This window comes from Flavobacterium pectinovorum, assembly GCF_022802975.1.
Lineage (GTDB): Bacteria > Bacteroidota > Bacteroidia > Flavobacteriales > Flavobacteriaceae > Flavobacterium > Flavobacterium pectinovorum_B.
In genome coordinates this window covers 299,733-314,908 of record NZ_JAFEVZ010000001.1, presented here as the reverse complement: position 1 = coordinate 314,908, position 15,176 = coordinate 299,733, and the positions used below count along the sequence as shown (strand labels likewise).

Genomic DNA, 15,176 nt, shown 5'->3' with positions numbered 1-15,176 from the left:
CTATTTTTATGTCTTAATTTCATTTCCTTCGATTTGATTTTCTTCCTGTAAATCCTCTTTTTCCTTTGCTTCTTTGTCCTTCTGTTTTTTTCTTTCCTTTCGAAGTCTTTCTTCTTGTATTATTTCTTTTTCTTTGGCACTTCGATGAAAAAGTTCACGGAATTTATTGTAACTCATCGTAATTATAAAAGCTATTCCGGTTTCGATTACCTGACCTTCTACCGCTACCTGATATTGATTTTTTCTATAAGCCCGAAGCATATATCGGCCGTCTTTGGTAAGCTGATAATCTAGCGCCACATCACCGGCAATATTGGTACTTTCCTCGTTGGCACGTTCCTGGCCTTCGACCGCAAAACTGCTTCCAACAGTTACTTTCAAACGATCATCTAAAAGTTTTTTAGAAACACCAACATTCAAATCGGTTCTGTTTTCCATGGTTCCGGTGGTGTAATCTTCGGTGGATTCCAAATCAAATTCCAATTGAACACCACTGATTAATTCTCCTGCAAAGTCATTCAATTGCTGCGAAAGTATTTTACTCACACTTTGTCTGGCCAACGATTCTGCATTTGTACCGCCGCTTTCGCTCGCAAATGGATTTTCGCCAATAAATCTGTTCAGTAATAAAAGTGCAAAAACCTGTTTATTCAACTCAGCCGGCTCTTGTCTCAATTGTTCCAGTTTTGTACGGGCCATGTCTACAACATTCGAAGAAACCCCATAATTACCTTCCGGAAGTACAATATCAAAAGTGATTTCGGGCTTTAATAATTCGCCATTCATTTTTAAATGTGTCTCAAACGGTATTTTTTGTTTATAAGTATTTTTTTCGGCCGGAGATTTATCCCCTAACTGATTTCCAAGCAAATCAATCGGTGCGGTATTCACATTATAAATTGCCGTAATATTCAAACTTGCCATTGTCGGCTCACCGTTCCATATAATAGAACTGCCCTTTTGAATATTAAATTTTCGACGAATCATGTTGAAATTCATTTCATAGGCTCCGCCTGTAAATTCATACTTACCTGTCAAAGTTGTTTTTCCCGAAGGATCAATTCCACCTGTCAATTGTGCTTCACCTTTCAGATTCAGGTAATCACCGTTTCCTTTATCGATAATCAGGGTAAGTTCTGCTTCTTTATCAATCGAAATAGCAACGCTGACATCCATTCCAATTAATTGGGCCTGATTTAGTTTTTTCTCCATTTCAGCAGTTTGTCTCAAATATTGATTGTCTTCGTCAACAAATTCTACAATACCTTCTCTATCAGCAATTGAAGGATCTGACTGCGGTAAAACGACCGTAAACTTTGTTTCTTTATTTACTTTAATAGTACCGCCAATCACAGGATTTTCTAATGTTCCTTTTACATTTAGTTTGGTATCCAAAAACAAATCTCCGTAAAACAAATCATTGTCAGCGGCTTTAGAATGTATCGCTCTAAAATCGTCAGCAGTAATGGTTAATCCAAAATTATATTTCCTAAAATCAGGTGACTGAATTGTACCATCAAGTGACAATTCGTTATCGTTCTCATCCTGAAACGTAAACTTGTCAAAAGTGATGGTACCATTATCAAAAGTGATTTTTTCCTGATTTGTTTTAAAATAAGAATTTAGCTGTGTAACTCTGAAAGCGGCATCATTAAAATTAAGTTCTCCATTAATTTTAGGCGCAGCGGCAGTACCCTGAATTTTAAAATTTCCTGACAAATAACCGGTTCCGTCAGAAATGTTATCCATACTGAAACCCTGGATACTTTTTATATTGAGTTTATTTATTGCAACATCAAAATCAAAAGTTCCTGCTGTAATTGCATAATCACCTGTAAGATTCACATCATTTCCTTCGTCACTCAGCTGAACGTTGGCGGCAAGCAAATTGGCTGTTTTATTGTCTACTTTTATTTCTAAATCGCCTACTTTTTCGCCTTTAAAAGTAAAATCATCAATTTTTAGATCAGAAGTAAAAGTTGGATTTGTCATTACATTTTCGACCACTGCGTTTCCGTTAATCAAACCCTGCATCAGCAATTTGTCTTTTTTGACAATATTCATGATGGTTTCTATTTTGAAATTGGCAAAATCAACCTGAATCGGAGCATTATTCTGAGTTCCCTGCGACTGAATCTTTAATTCATTGCCTGCATTTTCCAGAAAAAATTTGTTGACATACAATTGATTTTTACCCAATTCAACTGCATTTTCAGGATCGATATTCCACTTCTCATAATTTAAAACGAAATTTTCTGCATCGATTTTGAAGATATTTTTTGAATCTTCGGCCTTAAATTCACCGCCAACGAAATACTGTTGTTTGTCTTTTGCATCTTTTACTTCGAGTGCATAATCCAAAATATTATTTTCTACTTTTCCTGATAAGCTTGTAAACGGGATTTTCAACGAACCGCTTTCAATTGTAGCAACAGAAATCAAATATTCCAATGCATTTTCTTTAGCCTCAATATTTATTTTTCCATCAGCAATTGTATTTTCTGCGTAAACAATTCTCGGAATGGTTCCTTTTATTTCTAAAGAATCGGTTACATTATTATATTTTCCGGTAATTTTAAGAGGCTCCAAACCTGTCAGTTTCGGAATCAGTTTAAACAAAATCGGGTCATTATCAACAGAAATGGTGAAAGCCAGTCTTTGCTCGTCTGATTCTCCGTTCACTTTCGGATTTTTCAGATCAATATATTTAGACAATGATTTTTTTATTGCCGATGTCAAAGTTGTCAATTTGTATTTTCCATCAACTTCAGCTTTTATAAACTGAGATGAAATTTTAATATTGTTTCGCGTGTTATCTGAAAAAGCAATTACGCGAACCGAATCTAAAACAATTGGTTCATTGTCCTGCAAGATCTGAATGTTGGACAGAAATACTTTTCCATTTAAAAAATCGGGATTGCTATCAGCCACATCAGCATCTATATTTCCTCTTAGTTTCATTGGTCCCGCATGAAGATTCAACTTTTCCAAATCGGCAATATCCAGATTCATTTTTAATTTTATTGAAGGATATTTTTTCTGCGTATTCCCGCTTGCAGTCAAATCAAAATTCAAATTTGGATCTTTCATTCCGGATTTTATGGCAAAAGATCCGTTTGCGATATTTCCTTTTAAGGCTAAATCTTTATAAGTATATCGGTTAAAAACCGCTTTTTGAACTAATCCGTCAATTGCTGCATTTGCCGTTTTTGGATCTAAACCATTTCCTTTTACTTTCGCTTTAAGCGTAATTTTTCCTATTGAATCATTTTTAATTAATCTGCCTAAATCAAAATTCATTAAATAAACGGTTGCATCATATTTCTCTCTTTTTTTAATACGCTGATCAAATAAAGCATCGACTTTTACATTTCCAAAACTACTGTTTAAAGCCAAGTTTGTTTTGAAATTCTGAACTGAACCTTTGAATTTTCCTTGTAAATTTAGCTGCGAAGGAATTTGAATAGTCGCAGGAATTGTACCCGCCGGGACAAACGCATAAATATCTTTTGAAGTACTCGAAATCCTTTTGATATTCAAATCGTAATAGGCTTTTTGAGCATCAGGAAGCCCTTTTATTTTTCCGGAAAGCGAAACTCTTGTTGTCCCGATTCCGCTCATTTCAAACTGTGAAATATCCAAATCTTTTACTTTCCCGTTCACACGAGCATTGATAGCCAAAACAGCATTTGGATTACTTTTAAACGGATTTGCCTTTTGCAGATCAGGTACAAAAAGTAAAATGTCTTTGAAACCAATTTTGGAATCTTTTAAATTAGCATCGATTGATAAATTAGCAATATCTTTTTGAAGCGCTTCAAGTGATTGGTACTCTACTTTAACTTTATTCTGAAGAAGTGTCTGCGGTGTTTTTAAATATAAATTGTTCAGATAAGCCGTTTTTGGTCCGTAGAAAAAATCAGTTTTTAAAGACTGAATATTCAAACCGCTTTTTTCATTCGCCGCAAGTGATTTTATATTTCCCGAAATCGTATCATTTCCATAATATAATTTCTCTGCTTTAAGATTGAATTTCTGTAAATCTAAATGACTGTAATCAATTCCTTTTAAAAGTAGTTTTGACTGCATATCATCAAATTTAAAAGCAACATTTTCTATATTGGTTTCTTTTAATTTGACTTTCCAGCCCGATTGTTTAATAGCAGTTGAATCTAAATTCGGAGTCTGAATTTGTTTGTCTTTGACACCTAATCTTAAATTTCCGCTTAAATTTTTAAGTTCGAAAGTTTCAAAATCTAATAGCTGTTTATTTAAATCAATTTTGTTTACCGATAAATTCAGATTGCCCAAACGAATTCCTGAATTCAGTTTTGAATCTTTATTATCGTATAAAATATCAATTTTTGAGAGACTAATTTTTCCGAGATCCAAATTAAAATCTTTTCGCTTCGAAATTGTATCTACGGTTTTCATCGAAACTTCAGCAATTTTCTCTACAACATCCTGATCTAAAACCAATTTTAATCCATTCAGATTTATATTCGGGATATTAAAATCCATTTTATCCAAATCGAATTTCTTAAAATTCGTATCAAAATGCGTCAGGTTTACGCGAATATTGTTTTTAGAAAAATCATCTTTAAAATTGAATTTAACATTATCCAGATTTACTTTTACAACGGATATTTTGAAAGGCTTGCTGTCAGGATCTTCCGCTTTTGGTTCTTTAGATTCAAACGCTTTTATAATGTAATCAAAATTAAAAACGCCGTCTTTGTTTCGTGAAATATTCGCTTTTACATTTTCAAGGGAAACCGAATTGATTTCGAGCTCACTGCTTACCAATTTGAATAAATCAACGTCAACTTCTAATTGTTTTCCTGCCAATAGTGTATCCTTTTTTTGATCTTCAAAGTAAAAACCTTCCAGCACTACATCTTTTGGGAATTTTATCGAAATATGATCTAAAGAAACTTTCGTTTTGATTTTTTTATGCAGATAGCTTACCGCTTTGTCCTTAACAAAATTCTGAACTGACGAAACCTGAATTAAAATAATAAGAAGTAATAAAAGCGCAACCACAGAACCCACGCACCATAACAGAATACGCAGTGTTTTTTTTAAATAATGAATGGTCTTTTTATTCATACGTTAATAAAACACATTAGATTAATTGCAGTTTCTATAAAGCAGAATTATAGATTTTACAAAAATGTAAATTTTTACACTTTAACAATTTACATAATTACGGGCAATTATTCTAAAATTTTACGTACAAATAGTTAATTACTTCTTTATCCAATAGAAGTTAAAATGTAATATGAGGCAGTCTTTCTTCTAAAAGATTGATTTTTTGCTGAAGTTTTACAAGAAATTTTTGATGCTGATCTGAGTCTGGATTGAAACTTCGATGACGAAGACTCTTCTGGATTTCATCAACTTCTTTCATTATAGATAAGCTGCTCTCAGAAATATAATTTTCACTAAAAAGCTTCCAGATATAATCAATGGCGATTGGGTTGGGATGAAGCATATCTTCACTATAAAAACGATAATCCCGAAGTTCATCCATCATGATTTCGTAGGAAGGGAAATAGTTGATGGTTGATAGTTGATAGTTGATGGTTTTGTGCAAAGCTGTAAACAAGTGCGATTTACTCAATTGATTTTCTGTAAAACCATCCTTAATATGACGCACTGGCGAAATGGTAAAAATGATTTTTATATTTGGATTTAAAATCTGAACCAATTCAATCGTATTTTGAATACTTCTCTCAATAATTTCAACCGCTAATAATTCTTTTATAAACTGTTTTTGCGGAACTTTATGGCAATTGGCAACAATTTGATCACTTTCAATATTTCGATAAATCCAGGAAGTTCCGTATGTGATAATTATATGTGTTGCTTCCTGAAGCTTTTTATAAGTCTCGGCAATGGCTTTATTTAATGTTTCCAGTAATTCTTCTCTGTCAGAATTACTTAAATCCGAATGGACTTCAAAACTATGCCAGCGTTCATTGTGAAAAAAAACATCTTTTTCCTCAAAAAAATGCTGCTCACAAACTCTTCGAAATAAATTCTCAATCGAAACCGGATTAAAAATTATCCCAAATGGATTTGTTATATTTTGAAACTTAAAATAATCGAATTTAGTAGCCATGTTTTCTGCAAAACAGGAACCAACAGAAAGTACTTTCGAATTATAATCGATTGGATTGTTACTTTTTGAGACTGGAATTTGGGTTCTGAATTGCATAATTTCTATTTTAAACAAATTTCGCTCATTTCTTATAAACAAAAAAATTAACTTTTAAATACAACAAAATCCGCTAAACGAAGCCTGTCTATTTTGTACTTTTGTATTCCTTTCCTATTTAATTATAACTCTTCTATGAAATTATTATACTCCTATATAATCAAACATAAAATGCTTTTGTTTTTCGCTTTGATTATGGCTACTATAAACATTTGTTTCAGTTTATCAGATTCTATTATTACCGGTAAATTAATGCAGGACTGTGGTGTTGGACTTCACAAATATGACGGAAACGCAAGTGGCTTTATTAAATCGTTATCGTTCTGGCTAGGGCTTTCACTTGGTGCTGCGATGATTTCGAGAATCACCAAAAACTTTCAGGATTATTTTACCAATGTTGTGATTCAGCGAACTGGTGCTCAAATGTACACCGATGGAATTAAAAAATCACTCGATTTGCCTTATGCGGAATTTGAAGACCAACGAAGCGGAGAAACTCTAAGTAAACTGACCAAAGTACGTACTGATTCTGAAAAATTGATTACACTTTCGATTTCATTAATCTTTCAGACTATCATTGGATTTATTTTCGTCATTATATATGTTGCCCGAATTGATTTTCGCATTTCACTTATCTTTTTAGTTACTGCACCAATTATTGCTTTGGTAAGTTCTTATCTGGGTAAAAAGATTAAAATAGTTTCTAAAAAAATTGTCAATCAGACCAATGCTTTGGCAGGCTCCACAACTGAAAGCTTGCGAAATATTGAACTTGTAAAAAGTCTTGGTTTGACGTATCAGGAAGAAAAGCGTCTGAACTTAAATACCTTTAAGATTCTGCATCTTGAATTAGAAAAAGTGCGTTACATTCGAAGTTTGAGTTTTATTCAGGGAACGACCGTTCACTTTTTAAGAACCTGTGTGGTTTTTACCTTGTACTATTTTCTATTTGGCGGAAAAATCATTGTAGGCGATTTATTAACCATGGTATTTTTTACCTTCTTTATTTTTGGTCCTTTACAGGAATTAGGAAATTTTATTATCGTAGTAAACGAGACGAAAGTTTCGATGGAAAATTTCAAAACTTTATTGAGTGCCCCAAAAGAATTTCGCCCTAAAAATCCAAAACATGTTGGTGCCATTCAGTCGTTATTATTTTCGAATGTTAGTTTCAAGCATAAAACAGCAAAATTTAAAGCAGTTGAGAATATTAATTTTGAAATCAAACAAGGTCAGACAGTCGCTTTTGTTGGTCCCTCAGGTTCAGGCAAAACTACTTTGGTTAAATTATTAGTCGGATTGTATATTCCTGAAGAAGGCCAGGTTTTATACAACGATATTGATTCTGCCGAAATTGACTTATTGGATCTAAGAAAACAATTAGGCTTTGTAACTCAGGATGCCCAATTATTCTCAGGAACAATCCGCGAAAATTTATTATTCGTGAAACCAAACGCAACCGATGAAGACTTATATGATGCACTAAAAAGAGCCAGTTGTGATAAACTTTTAAGACGTGCCGAAGACGGATTGAACACCACAATTGGAGAAGGCGGAATCAAAGTGTCTGGTGGAGAAAAACAACGTTTATCTATCGCCAGGGCTATATTAAGAAATCCGAATTTATTGATTTTTGATGAAGCAACATCTGCCTTGGATTCTATTACCGAAGAAGAAATAAATGCTACAATCAGAAATATTTCAGATCAAAACAGAATCACGGTTTTAATCGCACATCGTTTGTCAACCGTAATGCATGCTGACAGAATTTTTGTTCTGGAACAAGGAAAAATAATCGAACAAGGAAAACATGATGATTTAATTGCAGAAAAAGGATTGTATTACGCTATGTGGCGCCAGCAGATTGGGGAACGTAAATAATTTTCTTGCCGCTAAGTCTCTAAGATACTAAGGTTCTGTTTTTTAAAACAATCAATAAACGTACTATTTGTCATTTCGACTGAAAGGAGAAATCACACTAGCATATCGACAAAGATTGGCGACTTCCTTTGCGGATTTCCACGTGTGATTTCTCCTTTCAGTCGAAATGACAAAATACTATAAATACAAACCCCGACAGGTTTTAAAAACCTGTCGGGGTTAATTTTGAAATATTATAAAAAAACTTAGAACCTTAGTATCTTAGCAACTTAAAATTACTTCACGAAATCAACCGCTTTCGCCAAAGCCTCCGCAATTCCATCAACATTTTTACCTCCCGCAGTTGCGAAGAAAGGCTGGCCTCCTCCGCCTCCCTGAATATATTTTCCTAATTCACGAACAACTTGACCTGCATTTAGTTTTTTATCAGTAACTAATTCTTTAGAAATATAACACGTTAACATCGGTTTTCCTTCTTCGGCTGTAGCCAAAACTAAGAATAGATTTTTATAAGAATTACCTAATTCATATGCTAAATGTTTTGCACCTTCTGAATTTAAGTCCACTTGTTCTGCTAAAAAATTCACCCCATTTATTTCTTCTAATTTAGACGCTAATGCTGTTTTAAGTCCTTTTGCTTTTTCAGCTAATAGAATCTCCAATTGTTTTTTCAACTGCGCATTTTCATCTTGTAAAACCAAAATCGATTTTACCGGATCCTGAGCATTTTTAAGTGCTTCTTTAATTTGGTTTAAAGAAACAGCCTGAGACTCAAAATATTCTTTTGCGGCATCGCTTGTAATCGCTTCAATCCTTCTGATTCCAGATGCAACAGCACCTTCGGAAACGATTTTGAAATGCCAGATATCTGATGTATTCGCAACGTGTGTTCCTCCGCATAATTCAACAGAATCACCGAATTTAATCATACGTACCAAATCACCATATTTCTCTCCAAATAATGCGATTGCTCCTTCTTCAATAGCCTGATCTTTTGGAATGGCTCTTTTTTCGATTAAAGGAAGGCTTTCACGAATCCTTGCATTTACAAAGTTTTCTACTTCTGCTAATTCTTCATCTGTAACTTTAGAGAAGTGAGAAAAGTCAAAACGTAATGAAGCATTACGAACCATCGAGCCTTTTTGCTCGATATGTGTTCCTAAAATCTTACGCAATCCCTGGTGCAACAAGTGTGTCGCCGAGTGGTTTGACGAAGTTTTAGCTCTTTGGTTTGCATCAACAACCGCATTAAACGTTGCTGTAATATTATCAGGCAACGACTGTGTTAAATGTATCGTTTGGTTGTTTTCTTTTTTAGTATCAATGATATAAATAATATCTCCGTTTTGAGATTCCAAATATCCTTTATCACCCGTTTGTCCTCCGCTTTCTCCGTAAAAAGGAGTCGCGTTGAAAACTAACTGATAAATTTCACCATCTTTTACACTATCAACTCTACGGTATTTAGTGATTTTTACCTGATGTAATAATCGGTCATAACCAATAAATTCCTGAATATCATCTTCAACAATTACGTTCCAGTCTCCAGCCGTAACTTTTGATGCAGCACGTGATCTTTCTTTTTGTAATTGCAATTGTTCCTGAAATCCTTTTTCGTCCAGTTTCAATCCTTTTTCAGAAAGAATCAAAGCTGTTAAATCGATTGGAAATCCGTAAGTATCATACAATTCAAATGCTTTTTTACCATCGATTGTGTCTCCGCTATTGTTTAAAATTACGGCATCCAAAAGAATTAATCCCTGATCTAAAGTACGTAAAAAAGAGTTTTCTTCTTCACGAATCACATTTGAACAAAGTGCTTTTTGAGTTCTGATTTCCGGGAAAGAATCTCCCATTTGCTCGCTCAAAGTTTCAACCAATTTATATATAAACGGTTCTTTAGTTCCTAAGAATGTAAATCCGTAACGAATTGCACGACGTAAAATTCTACGAATTACATAACCAGCTCCGGTGTTAGATGGCAATTGTCCATCGGCAATAGCAAAAGCTACAGCACGAACGTGGTCTGCAATAACACGAATCGCAATATTTACTTTTTCTTCTGCTTCATTTGAAGCTTTAACAGTATAATTTGCTCCTGTAATCGTTTCGATTTCTCTAATTAAAGGCATGAAAACATCCGTATCATAGTTGGATGTTTTTCCTTGTAAAGCCATACACAAACGCTCAAATCCCATTCCGGTATCTACGTGTTGTGCCGGAAGTTTTTCAAGAGAACCATCAGCCTTACGATTGAATTCCATAAATACATTATTCCAGATTTCAACTACCTGCGGGTGATCGTTGTTTACAAGGCTTTTTCCAGAAACCAACGCTTTTTCTTCTGCAGAACGTAAATCAACATGAATTTCAGAACAAGGCCCGCATGGTCCCTGATCTCCCATTTCCCAGAAATTATCTTTTTTATTTCCTAAAATAATTCGGTCTTCATCAATTAATTCCTTCCAAAGATCCCAGGCTTCCTGATCAAACGGGACATTATCTTCTTTGCTTCCTTCAAAAACAGAAACGTACAGATTTTCTTTTGGTATTTTATAAACTTCTGTCAGCAATTCCCAAGCCCAGTTGATGGCTTCTTTTTTGAAATAATCTCCAAAAGACCAGTTTCCAAGCATTTCAAACATGGTGTGGTGATACGTATCAATACCAACCTCCTCTAGGTCATTATGTTTTCCTGAAACACGAAGACATTTTTGCGTATCGGCTATTCTTGGACTTTTTGGAGTTCCGTTTCCTAAGAAAAATTCTTTAAACTGGGCCATTCCCGAGTTGTTGAACATTAAGGTTGGATCGTCTTTAAGTACAATAGGAGCAGATGGGACAATAGTATGTCCTTTGCTCTCAAAAAAATCTAAAAATTGCTTACGTACGTCTTGTGATTTCATGTTATTTAATGAGATAATTTGAAAATGTGTCGATTAGATAATTCATCAATCTGAAAATATGATCGTTAGAAAAATTCAATTAAAAACTTAAAATTTAAGACAATAAATTTCGCATTTAACACATTATCTAATTATCAAATTGACACATTATCTAATTATTTTATTCTTGAAAAAAAGCTACGAACAACTGAAACATTTATTAAATTTGTTCGACTAACTCTTTTACGAGCTGCAAAAATAGGGTATTTTAAAATATGGCGAAAGTAAAATATTATTACGACTCAGAAAATCTGGCTTATACGAAAATAAAAACAAAAAAAAGAATCAAATTTGGTTACGGATTACTGTTTTTATTGGCTTCATCATTGTTTGGGTTTTTAATATTTGTGCTTTTAATTAATACACCCTATTTTGAAACACCAAAAGATCGTTTACAGGCACGCGAAATTGAGAATTTAAAATTGCAATATGCCATTTTAAATAAGAGGATGGATGAAATTGATGAAGTAACTGAGGCTCTGGAAGACCGGGACAATAATATTTACAGGGTTTATTTTAACAAAACCGAAATCCCGGATTCTATTAGAAAATCAGGATTTAAAGACATTAAAAGATATAAGGATTTAGAAGGATATAATAATTCGCAATTGGTATTAAATACCACTAAACGAATTGATCGACTTTCAAAAGAACTGGTTATCCAGTCAAAATCATTAGATGATATTTTGAAGCTGGCCAGCACAAAAAAGAATTTGTTAGCCGCAATTCCTGCCATTCAGCCAGTACAAAATGAAAATTTAAAACGTGTGGCATCGGGTTTTGGATACAGAATTGATCCTTTCACGAAAGTGCGAAAAATGCATAACGGAATGGATTTTACAGCCAATACAGGGGCACCAATTTATGCTACCGGAGATGGGGTTGTGTCAAGAGCTGACAATTCGGCATCAGGGTTTGGCAACCATGTAGTCATCAGGCACGGTTTTGGATATGAAAGTTTGTATGCGCATTTAAGCAAATACAATTGCAGACCCGGACAGCATGTAAAACGTGGCGACGTTATTGGATATGTAGGAAGTACCGGAAGATCAGAAGGCCCACATTGTCATTATGAGGTACATAAAGATGGTAGAGTTGTAAATCCGTTGAATTTTTATTACGGAAATATTTCGGCGGTAGAATATGTTGCGATTTCACATCTGGCAAATCAGGAAAACCAATCATTAGATTAATCCTGCAAAAAGTAGTAAGTTTGAATAAAATAGAAAAAACAGATCATGCATATTGAGCTTTCTAAAGACAAAAGATATTTCAGCATTGGCGAAGTAGCCAAAGCTTTTAATGTCAATGCCTCATTGATACGATTTTGGGACAGCGAATTTGATATCCTGAAACCAAAAAAGAATGCTAAAGGCAACAGAATGTTTACGCCTGAGGATATTACCAATTTACAATTAATTTACCATCTGGTCAAAGAGCGCGGTTTTACACTCGAAGGAGCAAAAACCCATCTAAAGGAAGGACAAAAGAAAACATTAGATAAATTCGAAATAATACGTAAATTAGAGACCATAAAAACACAATTAACAGATATAAAAAACGAATTATAACATTTTATTAAACTTTAAATTAAAACAAACATGAAAAGATTTTTGCCTTGGATTATTGGAGCTGTAATTATTTTTGCAATATATAGCTGGGCTTCCGGAATTTACAACAAAGCAGTTACACTTGATCAAGACGTAAAGGAAAGTTGGGGAAATGTTAACACTTCATACCAAAGAAGAAATGACCTTATCCCAAATATAGTGAGCACCGTAAAAGGATATGCAGAACATGAAAAAAGTACTTTAACAGCCGTTATTGAAGCTCGTGCTAAAGCTACCGGAATTACAATTGACCCAAGTAATGTTACTCCGGAACAATTAGCTGCATTCAACTCGGCTCAATCAGGAGTTTCTTCTTCTTTATCAAAATTACTGGTAAGTGTAGAGCAATATCCTAACCTGAAAGCTGATGCAAGCTTTATGAAATTACAAGATGAATTAGCAAGTACTGAAAATCAAATTTTAACAGCAAGAACTCGTTTTAATGAAGCTGTTAAACCTTATAACAACAACATCAATACTTTTCCAAGAAATATATTGGCAGGACTTTATGGCCTTAAAGAAAAACCATATTTCGAGGCTTCTACAGGTGCTGATAAACCCGTTGAAGTAAAATTCTAATTAAAAAGCTATAACTCTAAAACAATTCAAATGTCAAAAGTAGAAGATTTTTTAACCAAAGAAGAAGAGCAGGAAATCGTTGAAGCTATTCGCGTGGCTGAAAAAAACACTTCTGGAGAAATTAGAGTACATATAGAAAAAACAACTTCTAAAGTTCATTTTGACAGGGCTTTAGAAGTTTTTCATGAATTGCGAATGGATGAAACCCAACTTCAAAATGGTGTTTTGTTCTATTTTGCAGTTGATGATAAAAATTTTGTTGTTTGTGGAGACAAAGGCATAAATGATCTTGTAACTAATGATTTTTGGGATTGTACCAAAGATAAAATGACTGAACAATTTAAAGCCGGTAAATTTAAACAGGGTATTGTGGATGGTATTTTAAATGCCGGCGAGCAATTAAAAAAATATTTCCCATGGTCTGAAGGCGATACAAACGAATTATCTAACGAAATCTCAAAAGGATAAATAATGAAAATTTCCAAAAACAAAATATCAAATTCCAAAGGAGTTTTTCAATTTACCTTTTTACTAATTGCTTTTTTAATCTGTACTTCAGGATTTTCACAATTTACAATTCCTGAAAAACCAGGTTTTCAGACTTCTGTTTATGATTATGCTAACATTCTAAGTGCTTCCGAAAAAACACAATTAGAAGAAAAATTAGTTCGTTATTCTGATTCTACTTCTACACAAATTGTTGTTATTACCATTGAAAGCTTAAAAGGAGAAGACATTGGAATCCTTACTCCAAAATGGGCACATCAGTGGGGCATCGGACAAGCAAAAGAAGATAATGGTGTTTTAATTTTATTGGCCAAAACCGAAAGAAGAATCTGGATTTCACCCGGATATGGATTAGAAGACCGATTAACCGCCGGAATTGGTGGCGAAATCACCAGAAACATCATTATTCCCGAATTTAAAGCCGGAAGTTATTACAAAGGTCTTGATAAAGGTGCAGATGCTCTTTTTGATGTTTTTAAAGGAAAATATAAAGGAGAAAGAAAACAAAAAGCCAAAGGAAAAGATTTCCCAATACTTCCTTTTATTGTTATTGTCGTAATTGTATTAATTTTATTATCCCGAAATAAAAGAGGCGGTGGAGGAAATTCCGGTAACAATAGCGGCGGTGGCCCAAGCTTGCTTGATGTTATCATTCTGAGCAACCTTGGAAGAAGCGGCGGAGGAGGATTTGGAGGCTTCGGCGGAGGATCATCCGGTGGCGGTTTTGGCGGAGGCGGTGGCTTCGGAGGAGGATTTGGCGGAGGCGGATTCTCTGGTGGAGGTTCCGGCGGAAGCTGGTAAATTAATTTGTTTCAAGTTTTCTTAATTTTAGGTTTCAAGTTTAAAAAATCTTACTTTTACAAATCACAATTTTATATAGATGTTATCACATAAAGCAAAATACGCCCTTAAGGCTCTACTTTATTTAGCAGAACAAGACGAAAATCACATTTCTAAAACTATAGAGATTGCTGATGGTGCTAATATTCCTAAAAAGTTTTTAGAACAAATTTTATTAGACCTCAAACGTGGACGTTTTGTGAGCAGTAAACAGGGAAAATTTGGCGGTTATTACCTGATAAAATCCAAAAATGACATCACTTTGGCAGAAATTCATCGTTTATTTGATGGTGCAATTGCACTTTTGCCGTGTGCTTCATTAAATTTTTATGAGCGTTGTTTAGATTGTAAAACCGAGGAAGAATGCAGTCTGCGCCATGGTTTAATGATTATTCGGGATGAAACTTTAAAGGCAATGCAGAACATTACAATCGCCTCATTGATAAAAAAATAAAAAAATATTTTCAAAACCCTACCAAATTGATAGATTTTATATATATTTGCCAAAAATATTTAACAAATCATTTACAAATTTTTAACCGATGAAAGAAAAATTAAGTAAGTCTTATGTATCAAAAAGTCTTTTGGAAAAAA

General features: G+C 33.9%; 10 protein-coding genes. 7 read left to right on the top strand and 3 right to left on the bottom strand.

Translation table 11 applies throughout. From position 1 onward, the window contains the following. Positions 1-6: 6 nt before the first annotated feature. Entirely contained in the window at positions 7-5,109 is a 5,103-nt protein-coding gene (locus tag FLV_RS01285; protein WP_243230227.1) for a translocation/assembly module TamB, read from the bottom strand. A gap of 160 nt (positions 5,110-5,269) precedes the next feature. Next, complete coding sequence (locus FLV_RS01280; RefSeq protein ID WP_243230226.1) at positions 5,270-6,220, bottom strand: GSCFA domain-containing protein; 951 nt, start codon at positions 6,218-6,220, stop codon at positions 5,270-5,272. A 135-nt stretch (positions 6,221-6,355) separates the two neighbouring features. Here FLV_RS01280 and FLV_RS01275 point away from each other — a divergent pair, with 135 nt between their 5' ends. Continuing rightward, the gene (locus FLV_RS01275) at positions 6,356-8,101 is read left to right on the top strand and encodes an ABC transporter ATP-binding protein (protein ID WP_243230225.1); all 1,746 of its coding nucleotides are present in this window, start codon (positions 6,356-6,358) and stop codon (positions 8,099-8,101) included. A 275-nt stretch (positions 8,102-8,376) separates the two neighbouring features. Here the strand turns inward: FLV_RS01275 and alaS are convergent, their stop codons facing one another. After that, on the bottom strand, positions 8,377-11,007 hold the full coding sequence (gene alaS, locus FLV_RS01270; RefSeq protein ID WP_243230224.1) for an alanine--tRNA ligase: 2,631 nt from the start codon (positions 11,005-11,007) through the stop codon (positions 8,377-8,379). A gap of 254 nt (positions 11,008-11,261) precedes the next feature. Here alaS and FLV_RS01265 point away from each other — a divergent pair, with 254 nt between their 5' ends. From FLV_RS01265 to FLV_RS01240, 6 genes are all read left to right on the top strand, one after another. Continuing rightward, a complete protein-coding gene (locus FLV_RS01265) occupies positions 11,262-12,239 on the top strand; it encodes a M23 family metallopeptidase (protein ID WP_243230223.1) in 978 nt (325 codons plus the stop codon). 45 nt (positions 12,240-12,284) lie between these two features. Then, positions 12,285-12,617: a MerR family transcriptional regulator gene (locus tag FLV_RS01260; RefSeq protein ID WP_163392963.1), complete on the top strand. Its 333-nt coding sequence runs from the start codon at positions 12,285-12,287 to the stop codon at positions 12,615-12,617. A gap of 30 nt (positions 12,618-12,647) precedes the next feature. After that, on the top strand, positions 12,648-13,235 hold the full coding sequence (locus FLV_RS01255; protein WP_243230222.1) for a LemA family protein: 588 nt from the start codon (positions 12,648-12,650) through the stop codon (positions 13,233-13,235). A 30-nt stretch (positions 13,236-13,265) separates the two neighbouring features. After that, complete coding sequence (locus tag FLV_RS01250; protein WP_243230221.1) at positions 13,266-13,703, top strand: TPM domain-containing protein; 438 nt, start codon at positions 13,266-13,268, stop codon at positions 13,701-13,703. 3 nt (positions 13,704-13,706) lie between these two features. Further along, positions 13,707-14,543 carry a TPM domain-containing protein gene (locus FLV_RS01245; protein ID WP_243230220.1) on the top strand — a complete coding sequence of 279 codons (837 nt, stop codon included), beginning with the start codon at positions 13,707-13,709 and terminating at the stop codon, positions 14,541-14,543. Positions 14,544-14,622: 79 nt separating this feature from the next. After that, positions 14,623-15,036 carry an RrF2 family transcriptional regulator gene (locus tag FLV_RS01240; RefSeq protein ID WP_243230218.1) on the top strand — a complete coding sequence of 138 codons (414 nt, stop codon included), beginning with the start codon at positions 14,623-14,625 and terminating at the stop codon, positions 15,034-15,036. Positions 15,037-15,176: the final 140 nt, after the last annotated feature.

Bases quoted from the DNA above. Each gene is read 5' to 3' on its own strand.
- FLV_RS01285 (WP_243230227.1), bottom strand. From the start codon at position 5,109: ATGAATAAAAAGACCATTCATTATTTAAAAAAAACACTGCGTATTCTG.
- FLV_RS01280 (WP_243230226.1), bottom strand. From the start codon at position 6,220: ATGCAATTCAGAACCCAAATTCCAGTCTCAAAAAGTAACAATCCAATC.
- FLV_RS01275 (WP_243230225.1), top strand. From the start codon at position 6,356: ATGAAATTATTATACTCCTATATAATCAAACATAAAATGCTTTTGTTT.
- alaS (WP_243230224.1), bottom strand. From the start codon at position 11,007: ATGAAATCACAAGACGTACGTAAGCAATTTTTAGATTTTTTTGAGAGC.
- FLV_RS01265 (WP_243230223.1), top strand. From the start codon at position 11,262: ATGGCGAAAGTAAAATATTATTACGACTCAGAAAATCTGGCTTATACG.
- FLV_RS01260 (WP_163392963.1), top strand. From the start codon at position 12,285: ATGCATATTGAGCTTTCTAAAGACAAAAGATATTTCAGCATTGGCGAA.
- FLV_RS01255 (WP_243230222.1), top strand. From the start codon at position 12,648: ATGAAAAGATTTTTGCCTTGGATTATTGGAGCTGTAATTATTTTTGCA.
- FLV_RS01250 (WP_243230221.1), top strand. From the start codon at position 13,266: ATGTCAAAAGTAGAAGATTTTTTAACCAAAGAAGAAGAGCAGGAAATC.
- FLV_RS01245 (WP_243230220.1), top strand. From the start codon at position 13,707: ATGAAAATTTCCAAAAACAAAATATCAAATTCCAAAGGAGTTTTTCAA.
- FLV_RS01240 (WP_243230218.1), top strand. From the start codon at position 14,623: ATGTTATCACATAAAGCAAAATACGCCCTTAAGGCTCTACTTTATTTA.